Consider the following 16,690-nt stretch of genomic DNA (forward strand, 5'->3'; position numbering starts at 1 on the left):
TATCTTGCACTTTATTCTCGATCGCAGTATCGAAACTCAGACGAGGCAATATGTGCTCGATTATTCAGCAAGCCCTACTTAAACCTTGAAAAAATAGTCCACTATATAGCCAGTAAGGGTTTCGGACACTCGATCGGCTCTAAAACTGTCCGAAGTATTGTTATTACACAATCATTCTGCCTATTCAGGACGGCGAATGTCTGAGGGGTTTCACCCCTCAGACATTCGCCAACAGTCTCTTTCAACCGTACCTCCGATCTTCTTCCTTCTTCATTCTTCTTCCTAGATCAATCAAAAAAAACAGACGGATCGGGAGAAGGTCGATCGCCCTTTTGAAAGCGTTCCCAAGACTGCTTTAATTGAAGTGGTGCAGGATATTCGCGATCGTAAACAGCCAGCACATTCGTCAAATTCCGTCCCGGTGGCAATAAAATCTGCCCTTGATGAGCCAAACCCACCGAAGCGCCCCCGTCCAAATTCATCGCTTCCAAACAGCCGATCACCCGCATAACTTTAGCTTCTGCTTCCAGAGACAAACTGTCAAGAAAAGTCACCAAAAATAACTTATCCCCCGAAGCCGGAAAGCCGATCGCCGTTCTCGAACCCACGCCCAAAACATGAGAATCTTTAAAACCTTCCGATAAAGGAGACAGCCAAACTTTCCCCTGCTTCACCAATCTCGGCCCGCAAGTCAGAGAAAACCAATGTTGACTCCAATCCGGCTTACCTTCGATTCTAGCTGTCACCATTTCCAATTGATTTCCCGCTTTAATTCCCAAAGTCGTGCCGTAATTTTCCCAGCGGCTGTATTTGAGAAACTTACCAGCAGCCACCATATTACCCAGCACAGCTTTCTGGTCATCTTTGCCAAAAAAAGTGCCATTAGCAACAACAGCAGCCCGGTAACGCCCCACCATATTTTCAAAAGGTTCGTCGCCGTGCGTTACTTTAGAATTATTTGCTAAAGTTGCATCATTAGCCAACCCAATTGTGATATAAATTTCGGGGTCTGCAAGGTCAATAGTTGTGAGATAAAAGCTTGCGCCAGCTAGAGTTTGGCTGCTGACTTGTACGGGTTTTGCTTGATTAGCGGAACGTCTGATAATTTGAGGTTGAGACTGCGCCACAGGATAATTTGTGGCGTTTGGTTGAGTGATTTTGGGGGATTTGACGATGGGATTGTTGGGCAATTTTTGAGGATTTTTATCTAATTTTACGGTGGGATTGTTGGGTAGAGGTAGAGGAGTTTGATTGGATTGTTGTTTTGAGAAAAAAGCGAGGGACTTTTGCCACAATTGACCCACAACAGTTAAGAAATTATCTCGGTTTTGGGCGATCGCAAAATAATCAGCCAAAATCCGAGCTAAAGCTATGCCCATAAAAAATAAAAAAGTGCGCCGCAGCATCGGGCGACAACCTTCAGACTGTTTGCGTTTAGACATATAGCACAAGGAAGAAGGAAGAAGGAAGAAGGAAGAAGGAAGAAGGAAGAGTTAAAAAGTAACCCGACAGAATTAATTACACTATGATTTCTTGCTAATTTTTGCTAAGTAAAGATTTCAGACAAATTTTTGTGTAATTAATTCTGTCCAACTACTTAAAATCAAAGATTGTACCGCAATAATGCGCACCTTACCATTCTTCAGATGCACAATACGCACCTTCGGCGTAGTAGGGTGCGCAGTGCGCACCTTACTACTTCAAAACTCAAAACAATCAACCCGTATTCCGCATCCCAGCAGCAATACCATTAATCGTCAGCAGAGCTCCGCGCAACAATTCACCCTTGCTGTAACGGGAGTGAATCACCCCCGGAATCCCGCCAGTACCGTGCTGCCGCAAGCGTTTTAGCAGCGAAACCTGCAACAAACCCAAAGGCACAATCGTGGCATTTCGCAACTGCACGGATCGCTGAAGCGATCGATCTCCATCCAACAAACGTTCATGCTGGGTAATAGTTAAAACCAAATCCCGAATCAAGTAAAATTCGGCAGAAATTTGATCGAATAAAGCCTTAAAACGCTCTCTGTCAGCAGGCAAAGCCAATTCCCTCATGTAGTGTTCTGCAATTTGCAAATCTACCTTAGATAACGTCATTTCCACCTTGGAAATTACCATGTTAAAAAACGGCCATTTCAAGTAGAAATACTGCAAAAGTTTCATGTGTTCTTCCGGTTCTTCCAGCAAAAATTCTTGCAAAGCCGTACCGACACCGTACCAAGAAGGCAGCAAAAAGCGGCTTTGAGTCCAGCTAAACACCCACGGAATTGCCCGCAAACCGCTGATGTCTTTCTTGCCGCCGCGCCGGGCCGGGCGAGAACTAATTTGCAACTGGCTGATTTCTTGAATCGGGGTAACTTGGTGGAAGAAATCGACTAAATCCGGCTGTTCGTAGATTAAATGGCGGTAGTGTGATCGCGATTTCGCCGATAACTCTTCCATAATCTCGTTCCAAGAGTCGATGCCATCGAAACCAGTGTGCAGTAAACTAGCTTGAATTACCGCCGCCGCCACAGTTTCCAAATTGTAAAGCGCCAACTCCGGCAAAGAATATTTAGAAGCCAAAACCTCGCCTTGTTCGGTAATCTTAATTCGCCCGCTGATACTCTTTCCGGGCTGAGCCAAAATCGCCTTGTAAGCAGGGCCGCCTCCGCGCCCTACAGAACCGCCCCGACCGTGAAAAATTCGCAACTCTACCTGGTGCTTTTCGGCAACCATTTGTAAAGCTTTTTGAGCTTTGTGAATTTCCCAATTGCTGCTGAGGAAACCAGAATCTTTGTTGCTGTCGGAATAGCCCAGCATCACCTCTTGCAATCTGACATGATCGATTGTCGATTGTGGATTTTGTTCGCTTTGTTTTGCTACTTCCTGCGCGTATCCTCCGCTTAGCAAAGCCTGATAAAGCGGCAGTTCAAATATCTGCTGCATTATTTCCGGTGCTTTTTTCAAATCTTCCACCGTTTCAAACAAGGGGACTACTTGAACGCTGCTAATTCCTGTTGCTGGATCGTAAAGTCCTGATTCTTTTGCTAACAGCAAAACCGCCAGTATATCGCTGACATGGTGGGTCATGCTGATGATGTAGGTTTCGCAAATTTCCGGGCCGAACTCCTGGTGCATTTGCCGCAATATGCGGAAGGTATTAACCGTCTCGCAAGTTTTGGGAGAAAAGGGCAATTCTGCTGGAATTAATGGGCGGCGAGTTTGCAATTCTGTTGCTAGCCAGATCACTCGATCGCATTCCGACATTTCATTGTAAGACTTGGGCAAAATTTGCAAGTATTCAGCAATTTCGCTCAAAGCGTCGGAGTGTACTGTTGACTCTTGGCGGATATCTAGGTAAGCCAAATTAAACCCGTAAATTTCTACTTGACAAAGCAGATTTTCCAAGTCCCGACAGCTCAAACCGGTTTCGATTAAATTGTGCTCGATGAGCTGCAACTCGGTCAAAAACTCGGTTCCCGATCGATAAAGGCCGGTCATTCCGGGATGTTCGGACAAAGCTTCGCGCTCCCGCTGCAACTCGTCTCCTTTGTAGAGGCGCCAATTACGATCGCGCGTATTTTCCAGCCGCTGGAGCACGTAGGCTAGTTTCAAGCGATAAGGTTCTTGGCGGTAGCGGATCGCCCACTGCTCGTAAACTTCGGGAAATTCCGATTTGTCGCGATCGAGAGATTCCAGCAATTCCGGCAATACGTCGCTCCAGTGCAGCGACAAACTCAAAAGTTCGTTCAACCGTTTCACCGCACTGATGTACTTGCACAGCACTAAATGGCGTTGATAGCAAGCAGTTTGCCAAGTAACTTTCGGGGTAACAGAAGGATTGCCGTCTCTGTCGGAGCCTACCCAAGAACCGAACTTGCAAAAATTGTAACTAGGTGGTTTCAGGTAAGGGTAAGAAGCGTGCAGCGCTTGCTTTAAGCGTTGGTAGAGCTCTGGAATCGCATCAAACAGCACTTCGTCGAAGTAGTGCAAGGTGTACTCCACCTCGTCAAGCACAGTCGGCTTGAATTGGTGCAGTTCGTCAGTGCGCCACCAGAGGCGAATTTCTTCCATCAGTTGCTCTTGCAGAGTCGCAGCTTCCCAGGAAGACACCGGATACGGGCTTTCAGAGTCAGCCCCCAACACCTGAAATTTCTCGTCAACTTGGTCTAGCTTTTGGAGAATCTTCGCCATCCGCCGTTGCTTGGTGCGGATCGTGTTGCGGACAATTTCCGTCGGGTGAGCGGTGAATACTAGGCGGATGTCTAACTGATCGATCAAGCGCTGGATTTGCTGGCTGGGCACGTTTAAGCGCAGTAGCATCGGGAACAGTTGGTGAAATGTTCCGGCATCTTTGGCGATCGCCTCGCTGCTGTCTACCTTGCTCAGAGCTGTTTGGGCGGGGCCTTCCCTGTGCCGCGGGCGATCGGGCGCATCAGTTGCTTGTCCCGGCAGCTTAGAAAACATCCGTCCGCTAGCATCGTTGCTGCCAGCGTAAGCTAGCTGTTGGTCTCGCTGTTCGTAGTGCTGTTCGACAATGTTGATTAACTGAAAATACAGTGCAAAAGCCCGTGCGGCGCGGATGGCTGCGTTGAGATCGAGCTTTTCGATTAGCTGTAGGACATTCGACTCGCGAAAGTGAGTGGCCTGTCCCTCGGCGGAATTGACCGATCGCATTTGTTGGAGCAAATCCACCAATTCCTGCCCGCACTCCTGTCGCAGCACCGATTCCCACAAGTCCTCTACTACTTTGAGGCGATTGCGCAGAAACAGGTCTGATTTTGAGTAAGGGGCAGAATGGGGAATAGATGTTGAATCAATAGCCTGTTCTGAAGACTGGAGGACTGAACTCATCGGGCTGTTCCTCAATAGCTGCGGGTGTCAAGAAAATTGTATGGTTTAGTTTCGCCTAAAACACTTTTGTTTGCAGTCACATTTGAGACATCTTATACAATTTTCGATTGGCGATTGCGGATGACTGATGACTGATGACCTAAGAGTTTGGAGTACGGGGCTTGCCTTCCCTGGTGTTTTGAAATTAATCTTGTGAAGGCACTTATCTAGAAGTTAGAAGCAAAGACAAATTTTCATAGCACGGATTATACCAATTGTCAAGTTTTTGGTCAAAAAATTAGCTTTGAACTTACTTGTCTTGAGATTTCTAGTCCTGCGAGTGAGGAAAGTTGAGCACCGGGAGGCGCGAACCGCGAAAGACTTCTTCGCTTTCAATGCCGATCGAACTCACAAACTCACCAGCAGCTTTGGCAGCCAGCAACCCGCCCAGCATCGGTAAGGCGGCTAAGCTCAAGAAAATATCTGAAGGAATTGGCAACTTGGGACTGTTGGGAGTTTGAGTTTTGGGTAAGTCTTGGTTTTCAGACGGCATAGATTCTTCCTGTGTGATTCAGTATCCTTAGTTTACAGCAGAAGGAAGAATAGCAAGGGTTTGAGCAATTAAGAACGTCCTAATCGTTGGGCGGGGTTGCTCAACAAGGGAAATAATCAACTTGACTAATGACTTATGACTTAGCTTAACTGGTCTAATTGTGCCAAAATACATTCGAGCTATAGCCGAAAAAAGTATTCCCCAACGGATCGCAGCCGAGGGAAGACAGAGATGGGCAGTAATGGTTAAACCAGATACAAAGCTTAAGCTCGGCAAATAAAAGAATTGTATGTAAAACCCTGTAAACTGTGCTATCTGTAGAAAACAAAACCAGCCTTGACGAAATTTAAAGTCCCATGTTGAATGCGAACGGGAGTATATTGGCAGACAATCGATCGCCCGCATCGCAGTGGGCCTGGTCCGCTTTAGGGCTGCCCGAAGTGCAGGTACAAGCGCGTTTGCGCGGAAATCACCTGCATATTTTGTGCGAAGCAGCGCTGTGTCCGTCTCAGGAATTGGTGACGGCGAGATTTAAGAGCGCGATCGAACAAACTGATTTAACGCGACTGTTGCCCGATCGAACTAAAATCTACCAATTGTTTCTGTGCGGCCGCAAACTCGGTTCCCGACAAAACGACTGGACTGTTCGGCTCGATTGCAGCGGTAAACAGCGACAGCCACAGCGACAGCCACAACAACCGGAACCAGAATCAAAAATTTCCGAAGTGCCACCACCAATGAGTCCCCCCGACAGCGAACCGCCAGCAAGTCCTAAAAAAGGCGGATTCTTCGGCAAATTCACCAAAGAAAACCGCAACTTCAAACTGAAACCAGAACCAGTAGAAACCCCGACACAAATGCCTCAGGTGCGGGAAGAAATGGATTTTGACACAGCAAGTTTCCCCATCGCCTCCCGGATTGAATACCCAGAAGTTTTTGAAACTTCCCCAGTGACGATCGACACTTCGGCAGCGCGAGAAGCTTTCAGTGCCCCCGTTTCTGCGAAATCACCGCAAATATCCACGCATCAGCAGGGAAGTCGCGGCGCGGTGGCTTTGATTCAATCCCCTGAAATACACTCCGGTGACAGCGATGATGGCGGTACATTGACGGTTTCGGCCGAAACTTTGGCGCGCCAGGGCTATCCAGAGGCGATCGCCAGCTATCTCAGCGAAATCCTTGGGCCGATGGGAGTTTCTGTCAAAGTCAGCATTCGCGAAAAAGAAGTCAAAAGCAGCCGGGAAACCCTGCACCCCAATGCGCCACAAATTCTCAAGTCCAAGGAAAGGCGGCTGTTAGTGCTGTGCGAGTCAGCTTACAGCCCCGAACCATCCTTGCTCGCAGAACCGATCGCCAGTAGGCTGCGGAAACTACAACTAGAGGATGTAGTCGAAGCAGTGATCGGCAGCCAAGTGAGCGGCGAATCGAAGCCGGACTGGCTGCTGCGGGTGGATTTGACACCGCCGGACACAATTCTCAAAGAATGGGCTCGCTGGGGAGACGTACAGTCGATCACCAAACTGCTTAACCAACACTTGGCGACATCAACAGTCGAAGTGCGAGCAACCCTCAAAGAAGCAACTCTGCACTTGTTTTGTAGCAAAACAGTCAAAAAAGGACAAAAACCCAAACGGCAAGAATACCCTGAACAACAGCAAACTACCGATGCGATCGCCCCTTTGTTAGCATCCTTCGCGCCCCAAGGCATCCGCGCAGCAACTATCTACGGCGTAGAACCCGCCAGCGACAGCAAAACGGAGCCGGAGTCGCCAGTGTGGATCGACTGGGTAGACTTACCAGCAGCGCACCACCCAGACTTAGCTGCAAACCCCAGAATATTGGCAGCCGAAGGCGACCAATTAGCCTTGACTTTTTTGCTCAACAGGTTTCTCAATCCCAATCTAAACCGGAAGCTGGAAACGGGAGGAATTCGGGCTGTGGCGCTGCACAAAGCCGACGTGCTGCACGTCATGACTGAAGCTGTGACTTGCCCTGCTCAGTCGAAGGTAGGCCCGCCAGTGGCTAAATTCTTGCGGCAGTTAAAAATTCCGGGAGTGGCTCTTGTGCGAGTCTACGGGCGCCGCGCTGGCCAGAAAATGCCCCTATGGCGCTACGGTATCGATCTTAAAACGGCGGTTGACGGGGAATCAGTACCAATACCCGCATCGGCTCCCTCGCAACAGGCTGTCTTGTCCAAGGAAGCGGTGCCGGAGTTTGCGCCGTCGGTGGCGGATGGGAGTTTTTCGGGTTTGGGAGAGAATTTGGTGTTCGATGCTCCGGCGCCCGACGACTGGCGGTCCCGCTTCAAAATCCGACTCCCCGGCTACAAGCTGGGCGAGCAGTTAGTTCATGCTGTGGTGCAGCCACTTGTCGCTTCGGGTTTGTTTGTTCCCAACGACGCTTTGTCAGTGAATGCTGCGGCGCCGGGGGGCGTGAAGGCCGATCGCGTGGCGGGAATGGCCTTGATTTGGCTGATCGCAGGCTGCCTGCTGACCTTCAATACCGATTGGTTCCTGGGTCTATTTCTTAAATCTGCGACGGTTAGTCAAGCTCCTAGAGCCTCCGAAGTTTGCAGCGGCCCAAATTGTCAAGATTCATCCCCCAAGCCTCATATCGACGTTCAAGCCTCTCTCACGAACCCCGATTCTTCCTCTCCCTCTCCCTCTCCGGTTCCTGAGTCTCAAGAGGTAAATTTGCCTCAAATTCCGTTACAACCATCGCCAGAACCCAGCGGAGACAAGGCTTTCAACGGTTCTGGGTTTACGAAACCGGGAAATACTAGCGTTCCTGTAGCTGATGTTGCTGCTGCTCCGGTGTTTCCGACTTTGAGGAGCGAGCAGCTTGATGAGCAGATTGCGCGCTACCAAGAGTACATCCGCCAGTACAAAAAACCGCCGGATATTTTAATTGTGGGGAGTTCTAGGGCGCTGCGGGGCATCGATCCGGCGGCTCTGGAAACGGCTTTGGCTGCTGGGGGCTATCCGGGGTTGAGGGCTTACAATTTTGGGGTGAATGGAGCTACTCTGCAAGTGGTAGATTCGATCGTCCGCCGGATTTTGCCGCCCCAACAATTGCCGAAATTGCTGGTTTTGGCGGACGGGGCGAGAGCTCTCAACAGTGGGCGGCCGGATTTGACTTTTAGTGCGATCACTTCTTCCGAAGGTTACAGACAATTAGCCAGGGGTAGTTTTTTGATCCGCACCAATCAATTAGAATCCCCAACAGCGAAGGAAATTGCCAACAATCCGATCGCGAGTGCTGGTGAATTGATGCACAATTTGGAACAAAGTCAAGCGAATGTTCAACAATTTTTGAGCCAAAAGTTGGTGGATAGTTCTGCAACTTACAAAAAGCGCGATCGACTCAAAGGGTTTTTGCGATCGATCGCTAATCCATCAGCCCCTGCTTTAACCGACAGCACCGCAACCGCAGCCGAAGACAAACCAACGACTGAAAAAGCTCAACCAACTGCTACTAAAGCACTCAGTGAATTTCAACCAAATGGCTTTTTGCCGATCGACATCCGCTTCAATCCAGATACTTACTTTCAGAAACACGCCAAAGTATCTGGATATTACGACACCGACTATCAAGATTTTAGATTGACAGGGGAACAAACTGTAGCACTCAAAAACATGATCGAATTTACCAAAGTTCGCAACATCAATCTCGTATTTGTTAATATGCCTCTGACGGTCGATTATTTAGACCCCGTGCGGACAGGTTACGAACAAGAATTCCGGCAATATATGCAACAATTAGCAGATCAAAGCGGACTAATTTTCCGAGATAATAGTTTATTGTGGCCCCAAGCACGGGAATCTTTTTCCGACCCCAGCCATCTCAACCGTTACGGTGCTCTTGCAGTTTCCAAGCGATTGGCTCAAGATCCGATGATTCCCTGGCCGGCGAAGAAGTAGAAGATGAGAATGGGAGAATGGGAGAGGGAGAGAATGGGAGAAGTTATAAGCTAGTGGGTAGCTAGGTTGTCTGTTATGTTCGAGGGAGATAGCGGGAAAAATACTCCTTGACGCACGCAGATCTCAGAAACCGGGTTTCTACGAATATTTCTCGTTACTAAACGCAAAATTGTCAGAGAAACCCGGTTTCTAGTCACCACGCGCGTCAACCATAAAACTATCGCTACCTGTTGTTAGAATTTAAATGATTTAAATCTTATGGTAAAGGCGGGTTCAGCAAGATTAATGATTGTTATTTCAATCATTAATCCTGGGATGCGACTATCTCAAAACAATTCTTTCCTGCAACTGGACACTGAACATGAAAAGATTAATTTTTTCTAAAAATAGCAGAAACAAACTGATTAAAAATCCCCGAAAAAATCTGCCTTTGATATTTTTTATACTATCTCTAGCATTTTTCCTGTTTAGTTTGTATAAAGGTTTATTTTTACCTTTTGCTTTATCAGCTCCGCCGCCCAACAAGGAACAAAGTACCGAACAGGAAGCTCTGCAACCCTTCGAGCAGGTTGTCAAAGACGCGCCAAAGTTAGAGGGACTATTTACACTTTACCGCAATCCAGCAACTAATAAAGTTTATCTGGAAATTAAACCGCAACAACTCGATAAAAAGTTTTTGTGTTTCGTGACATTAGCCTCTGGTTTGGGAGAAGGGGGCATTTTGAGCGGATTGCCGATCGGAGATTTCTTATTTCAACTGAGGCGCGTCCAGAATAACGTGCAGTTTGTCATACCGAATATCAATTTTCGCACCAGTGCGGGCGATCCGCAAGCGGGTTCGGTGGAAAGGGCATTTAGCGAGTCGATTCTCTATTCTTTGCCGATCAAAAGCATTCATCCGCAAAGGCAAACTCTGCTGATCGATTTAGGCGATTTGCTGATGAGCGACAAGCGCGATTTACCAGGGGTTAAAGCGATTTTGCCGGCGATTTTGGGGGCGGCTTACTCAATCGATGACGACAAATCTTATTTTAAAGATGTGAAAGCGTTTCCGCTGAATGTAGAAATTGCTTCTATTTACGGTTTTTCCAGCGATAATGACAGTGCTGTTAACTATTTACCTTCGATTCCTGACAGTCGCGCTTTTAACCTCCGCATTCACTACAGTTTCTCGGAAGTGCCACTGAATAACGGCTACCGCCCCAGACTTGCAGACGAGCGAGTGGGCTATTTTCTGACAGCATATAAAGACTTTTCTGACAACAGCGGCCGGGAGCCTTTTGTGCGCTATATCAATCGCTGGCATTTGCAAAAGCAAATCCCGACAGCGCCGCTGTCGCCTCCGGTGCAGCCGATCGTCTTTTGGATTGAAAATAATGTGCCTCTGGAATACCGAAATGCAATTCGTGAGGGGATTTTGGAGTGGAACAAAGCTTTTGAAAACGCAGGTTTTACTGAGGCAATTCAGGTTAAACAAATGCCGGATAATGCTAAATGGGACCCGGCTGATGTCCGCTACAATACTATTAGATGGTCAAGTTCTTTTGAGTCGGATTTTGCCGGACTGGGGCCGTCTCGCACTAATCCGCTGACTGGGGAAATTTTGGATGCTGATATTTTGTTGGATGCTAATATTGTCCGGCAAATTAAACAGGGATATCGGTCTTTGGTGGAACAAAATCGATCGCTAGGGAAGAGTTTTCAAGGGCGAAATGGCTCTAATACTAATCCCTGTCAGTTCGGGATGTATTCTCGCTATTTGCCGATGCTCGACAATGGGGATTTAGGAAAAAGCAGCGGGGAAAAGTCTCAAGGTGGAATTGCTGATGATTTACCGACTTTGGTGGAACGATATCAAGTGCAAAAGCGATCGCCTTTATCGCGCTTGATGTCGAGTTCTGATCTGTGCTTTGGGTTGGAATCGAGTCGGCAATTTGCGATCGGGGCAATGTCGATGTCGCTGTTGGACAATGCAGCGCCTAGCAGTCCAGCGATTGAGAATTATGTTAATGATTATATCCGATATTTGACTGCACACGAAGTCGGTCACACTCTCGGTTTGAAGCACAATTTTCACGGGAGCACGATGCTGCAACCGGAGGATTTAAACAATACTCAGGTAACTCGCACGCAAGGTATGGTGGCCTCGGTGATGGATTATGTGCCGATTAATTTGGCACCGGAGGGAACTGTTCAGGGTGACTATTATCCAACGATTGTAGGGCCTTATGACGATTGGGCGATCGAGTACGGTTACAAAGTTATGGGTGGCTTAAACCCCAACAGTGACTTACCAGCGCTGCAAAAAATTGCCAGTCGCGCGGGGGAACCGCAATTAGCTTATGCGCCGGATGAGGATACTGTTGACAATCTCGATCCCGCTGCGAATACCTTCGATCTCAGTGGCAATATGCTGAGGTATTCGCAATCGCAATTGGATAATTCTAGGGCAATGTGGAAGCGTTTAGAAAAGCGAATTCCGGTTGGGGAAGACGGTTATAACGAACTGCGGGTGATGTTTGATTCGGTGTTTGGGTATTATTTTCAGCAGGTGATGAATGCGACTTTGTATGTGGGGGGACAGTCGTTTAGTCGGATTCGCCCAGGAGATATCAATGCGAAATTGCCGTTTGTGCCGATCGAACTTTCGCAGCAACGAAAAGCTTTGGCTACCATTGACAAGTACGTATTTGCGCCCGATGCGTTTAGTTTTGCGCCGGATTTGCTGAATAAATTAGCACCTGCGCGTTGGGATCACTGGGGAAGTCCGGCTTTGGTGTTTCCTCTAGATTACCCGATCGGCGATCGAATTACTTTTATGCAGCGATTTGTGCTGCGAGTGTTGCTATCTCCGGTGCGGCTAACGAGGCTGCGGGATGCGGAGTTAAAATCATCGCCGGAAAGCGCTTTGAAGTTGCCGGAAATGTTTGATACCTTGCAAAAAGATATCTGGAAAGAGGTATTGCAGCCGGAAAAGAAGATCCAAATTTCGACTTTTAGGCGATCGTTGCAGCGGGAACATTTGGCGATTTTGATCGGCATGGTGCTGCGAAAAACCAGTGTTCCTGAAGATGCGCGGACTCTGGCGTGGTATGAGTTGCGGCAGTTGCGGGAGGGTTTGAGCAAGAGTATTCGGAATTTGGACAGGAATGCGGATGCTTATACGCGGGCTCATTTGGAGGAAACGCGCGATCGCATTTCTAAGGTTTTGAACGCACAGATTCAGTCGAATTAATCTTATAGCAACCGCCTTGGCGGTTGCTATAGTGTAAAAAATCAGTTTTAGTTTGCATCACAGAGGTAGCTTGGCAATACGATCCACCCATTCCTCTGCACTAGATGCGGCCCAAATCACCAGCAGTTCTTCGATGACAACTTCCATCGGTATTTTTCGGGAAACAATAATGACACCAGCACTCTGATTGGTAGTAATGAACTCAGCAAATTCCGATGGCATTGTTTTGCGATCGTGGCTGACAAGAACACGTCTTTGCTGTGCTGCAATTGCCAGCACATCTAAATCTTTAACGCCTTCTAACCCAGCAGCAAAAGCAGTTTGAAAGTCGATTGTAGATTCTCGTCGCAGTAATCCTGTGACGAGCGCCTGATTTAAGTCAGCATCAGCTTGATAGCGCACATTCACGATCACACCTGCTGTCTTGCTGCTTTAGCTGCCATCAGTTTGTTGTACAAAGCTGGATCGCTGGTTTGTAGAGGTTGAGGCATGGCATCAAATGCAGCTTCTTCGGCGGCTAAGTAAGCGTCGATTTCAGGGCGGTTGGCTAGATAAAAGGCGATCGCCCCATAAACCTGTTCCAGTGTCAGTAGTGGGAAAGACTGAACAATACTTTCGGGCGATAGTCCTTGTTGGAAAGCATAGGCGATCGAGTCCAGAGAAATCCGAGTTCCTTCAACCCAATAGGCATCATTCCGATACTCTATATAAGTTTTAACTGCTACAACTGGCATACATTTTTTGGGATTTTCACTACTTATTATCATAGACGGATTCGATGTTATCTTGGCAGCAACATCTATTTATCATTTTAGCGATCGGGCTTTCACCTTATCTCGAACTTCATCGCCTGGGACTTCTCGATTTTACTGCCCGCGTCCTGGTTTGCAATCTAGGAAACCTAATGCTTCTGTGTCGAGACAAATGGCGATCGAAATGGCGATCGAAACTGCGATCGGATATTCAATTTCCGCAGCACGCGCGATCGGAGCCGGAATTCGTTCTGGCAAGCGTCTCAAAATGACTTCGGCATCAGCAGGAGAAAGTTGTTCTTGAAGTTTGGCTTGCATGGCATTCACCTTTGGGTTGGAATTTGATAAATACATTCAAGCCACTACCCAACTCAGATTTAGCGGTCTAACGACCAAGCTCACCCGGCGCAAACAACCTCTCCAACTCAACGAAGAAGCTCTATACGGTCGGTGTGCAACGGGATTGTTATGCAGTCGCAGCTTGCAGCTAGGGTAATGGAATTCCTGCTGAACGAATAGCTAGCTTAACCACCCCTTTAACCACATCACTCACGGTCGCATCGCCCAATGATTGCCCCCACTTCAATAACTTCTCTTTGATTGTTGAATTGCTTTGGGCCTGAGTTGCTATATCTTGAGCAACCTGATCTTGAGCTACATCAACCGTTGCACCGTGCCTTTGCAACTGATCGATCAAATCTTGAATCTCTCTGGCTGCATCAGATAAGTCTTGACTCATATTGATATAGTTACCTTGAACATAGTTGCCAGTATTAGATTCGATGTAATTACCGCCACCTGTATTGATGTGTCTGTTTCCACTCATTGGTTGATTCGCCATTATTCGTACAACTTCCATAAGATTAGCATTTTCACGACGATAGCCTTCAATCTCCACGACACTCAGTTGAAGTTTACTCTGATAATTTTCTTCCAGAATCTTCAATTGGGCTGCATACTCTCGTTTCAAAAATTTCTCGACTTCTGCTTTTTCCGCTTCCAGTGGCACGTTGACTCGGACAACAAAAGCGCCATCATTTTTGTTCTCAATTGACTGAATCGATAACTCTGCTCCTTCTGCCTCAATCCTCAATTTATTAAATGAGATTAGCAAGGCATCCCAATCGATTCCATTCTGAAAAATCAGAATGACGGTATTAAGCGCTTTTTGAAATAACTTGGTAAACTCGCCTGGTGCAAAATTTTGATTTGGGTCGCTGGGAAGACGCTCTTGATCAGGAAACTTCTGATAAACGTATTCGCAAACTACATCATCTAGTTTCGTGGAGGAATTGATGAGCCAGTCTTCTATACAAGCACCTGTTAGATTTGCTTTTGTAAAGTTTGCACCTAAAGCTTGACATCTGGATAAATTTGCACCACTAAGGTTGGCATTAGAGAAGTTAGCTCTTGTGATCTCGGCTCGGATAAGACTCGCTCTACAAAGGTCTGCATCAGCCAAATTTGCATCAGTCAAATCTACTTCAGCTTGGTTCGTCTCTACAAGATTTGCTTTGACAAGAATTGCTGAAACCAATCTTGACTTCACTAGAACAACTCCCTCTAAGTTGGCTCCACTTAAGTTTGATCTTTCAAGATTGCATCCCTCAAGCTTAGCTTTGGACGGTGGATAGTATCCACCTTTTGGCTCACTTAAAACACATTCGCTCAAGTCGCTATTGCTAATGTCTAAACCACTCAAATCAACATCAAGTAGCCTAGCTCGACTCAAATTAACCGACCTAAGTTTTGTTTTATTATCTAGCCTTGCTTGTCTAAAACGAGACTCACTCAAGTCAGACCCATAGAAATCAGCCCCACGGAGATCAGCCCAGCATAAATAGGCTGTGCGTAAGTTAGCATCTCTAAAACTACATCCTCTTAAGTAAGTGTTTTTGAAATTTACAAGTTCAAGGTTATAACCATCCAAATTGTGCGGTTGGTTTTCTTCCTCATAGTCGAAGAGATTACCAAGATAAATCACACCTGAATTTGCCTCTCTCCAACGATTCCACGCTTCCACCCCTTGTCCAAGCATCTCCAAAGCTTCTTCCTTGAACCGATCCATCATAAATCTATGCAGTCACTTTATACCGTGTAATGCTTGAGCAAAATTATTCCCATCTGAACACTTATTAGAGCATTGGACTAAGCGAAATTGTTTTCACACTGACCCGATTTATGAGCGGCATAACTTATAATTGTATCGCAGTTGCGGTACAATACCCTATACAATAGAAAAATACCGCCGATCGCTAATGTATTTCACCAAAAGTAGCAGTAATCCACACAGCAATGGCTGGCGGTAAATGAGCATTCAACTAAATAGTCATGCGGCCAAAATAGGACGAGCGAGCTTGCGGACTGCATACAGAAGCGCAGCTTTAATATAGCGTTTCTCAGAAAGATGAGGTATGCTGAGTTATGCTACAAACCTTACACCAGCAAGCTTTTAAGGTCAAAATTCGTACCTCACCAATGCGAGAAAGGCTATATCGTCAACTTCCAAGTCTGGCAATTCTTCTAGAATTTGCTCAAAACTCAAACCAGCAGCTAGCAACTCTAGGATATCGATGACTCGAATCCATATTCCCCCGATGCAGGGACGATTGCCATATTGTCTTGTGTTCACTGTGATTCTGTCAAACAGATAAGCAACGGATGCTGGCATTGGTTAAAATTGTTTAAAATCTTTGTCTCTAGCTTACCTCATTTATCGCTCCAAATTCACACCGCGATATAATTCTGCGATCGCAACTTCAAGCTCAATACTCTGTAACATCACTAAATCGCCCGCACCATAAACCACCGTTTCCCACCGTTCCCCATTCCCATCTTTCACCCGACGGCGACACTCAACTCGCATCTCATCCTGCGCGATTAAAACATACTCTTCCAAGGATTCCAACTGTCGATAATCCTCAAACTTATCAGTGCGATCGAACTTTTCAGTCGAAGGAGACAGCACCTCAGCAATCAACTTAGGATAGCGCTTCACATAGCGATCGCTCCTATCTCGCGGATCGCACGTCACAAACGCATCGGGATAATAGAAAAACTCACCTGCATAATTCACCTTCACATTACCCGATCGCACAGAGCAACCGAAATCGCGAACCTTGTGGCGCAAAAGTTCAATTAGATTCAATGACAGTTCATCATGATCGTCGCTACCTCCCGCCATTGCGTAGACTAAGCCGCGCTGATATTCATGGCGGACTTTATTCTCATGTTCCAGGGAAAGGTACTCTTCGGGGCTAAATCCAGAGGGGATGGCAATCATAGTATTGCAGGCGAATTTCATAGCTTAATTGTAGCGATTTTCGAGATACGGACGGTGATAGAAACAACGATACGCTCGTAGACATGATTGAGCAGGGCATCTAGCTGCTTTTGTACAACTTTCAAGGTGATA

Annotated in this window: 11 protein-coding genes; 2 read left to right on the plus strand and 9 right to left on the minus strand. The window is 47.0% G+C overall.

Features of this window, described 5'->3' with window-relative positions:
- Nucleotides 1–287: 287 nt before the first annotated feature.
- From QUB52_RS15020 to QUB52_RS15030, 3 genes are all read right to left on the minus strand, one after another.
- Nucleotides 288–1,442 carry a phosphodiester glycosidase family protein gene (locus tag QUB52_RS15020; RefSeq protein WP_332966766.1) on the minus strand — a complete coding sequence of 385 codons (1,155 nt, stop codon included), beginning with the start codon at nucleotides 1,440–1,442 and terminating at the stop codon, nucleotides 288–290.
- Nucleotides 1,443–1,716: 274 nt separating this feature from the next.
- A complete protein-coding gene (gene ppc / locus QUB52_RS15025; protein WP_332966765.1) occupies nucleotides 1,717–4,836 on the minus strand; it encodes a phosphoenolpyruvate carboxylase in 3,120 nt (1,039 codons plus the stop codon).
- A 307-nt stretch (nucleotides 4,837–5,143) separates the two neighbouring features.
- On the minus strand, nucleotides 5,144–5,368 hold the full coding sequence (locus QUB52_RS15030; RefSeq protein WP_265234134.1) for a hypothetical protein: 225 nt from the start codon (nucleotides 5,366–5,368) through the stop codon (nucleotides 5,144–5,146).
- 356 nt (nucleotides 5,369–5,724) lie between these two features.
- Between QUB52_RS15030 and QUB52_RS15035 the strand changes: the two genes are divergently transcribed.
- Together QUB52_RS15035 and QUB52_RS15040 are read left to right on the plus strand one after the other, a co-directional pair.
- On the plus strand, nucleotides 5,725–9,288 hold the full coding sequence (locus tag QUB52_RS15035) for a hypothetical protein (RefSeq protein WP_265234135.1): 3,564 nt from the start codon (nucleotides 5,725–5,727) through the stop codon (nucleotides 9,286–9,288).
- Between the two features lie 361 nt (nucleotides 9,289–9,649).
- Complete coding sequence (locus QUB52_RS15040; RefSeq protein WP_442923191.1) at nucleotides 9,650–12,523, plus strand: zinc-dependent metalloprotease; 2,874 nt, start codon at nucleotides 9,650–9,652, stop codon at nucleotides 12,521–12,523.
- A gap of 57 nt (nucleotides 12,524–12,580) precedes the next feature.
- On the opposite strand, the gene QUB52_RS15045 is transcribed toward QUB52_RS15040, so the two are convergent.
- The 6 genes from QUB52_RS15045 to QUB52_RS15070 form a co-directional block, all read right to left on the minus strand.
- Nucleotides 12,581–12,931 carry a DUF5615 family PIN-like protein gene (locus tag QUB52_RS15045; RefSeq protein WP_332973537.1) on the minus strand — a complete coding sequence of 117 codons (351 nt, stop codon included), beginning with the start codon at nucleotides 12,929–12,931 and terminating at the stop codon, nucleotides 12,581–12,583.
- A gap of 2 nt (nucleotides 12,932–12,933) precedes the next feature.
- Complete coding sequence (locus tag QUB52_RS15050) at nucleotides 12,934–13,257, minus strand: DUF433 domain-containing protein (RefSeq protein WP_332973538.1); 324 nt, start codon at nucleotides 13,255–13,257, stop codon at nucleotides 12,934–12,936.
- 132 nt (nucleotides 13,258–13,389) lie between these two features.
- Nucleotides 13,390–13,629 (minus strand): hypothetical protein, encoded by a 240-nt coding sequence (locus QUB52_RS15055; protein ID WP_332973539.1) that lies wholly within the window; start codon nucleotides 13,627–13,629, stop codon nucleotides 13,390–13,392.
- Between the two features lie 133 nt (nucleotides 13,630–13,762).
- Nucleotides 13,763–15,346 carry a pentapeptide repeat-containing protein gene (locus QUB52_RS15060; protein WP_332973541.1) on the minus strand — a complete coding sequence of 528 codons (1,584 nt, stop codon included), beginning with the start codon at nucleotides 15,344–15,346 and terminating at the stop codon, nucleotides 13,763–13,765.
- Nucleotides 15,347–15,733: 387 nt separating this feature from the next.
- The gene (locus QUB52_RS15065; RefSeq protein WP_442923192.1) at nucleotides 15,734–15,907 is read right to left on the minus strand and encodes a DUF433 domain-containing protein; all 174 of its coding nucleotides are present in this window, start codon (nucleotides 15,905–15,907) and stop codon (nucleotides 15,734–15,736) included.
- Nucleotides 15,908–15,988: 81 nt separating this feature from the next.
- Nucleotides 15,989–16,558, minus strand: coding sequence for a Uma2 family endonuclease (locus QUB52_RS15070; protein ID WP_332973544.1), 570 nt, complete (start codon nucleotides 16,556–16,558; stop codon nucleotides 15,989–15,991).
- Between the last annotated feature and the right edge of the window lie 132 nt (nucleotides 16,559–16,690).

It is taken from the genome of Microcoleus sp. A6-C6 (genome assembly GCF_036705955.1).
Lineage (GTDB): Bacteria > Cyanobacteriota > Cyanobacteriia > Cyanobacteriales > Microcoleaceae > Microcoleus.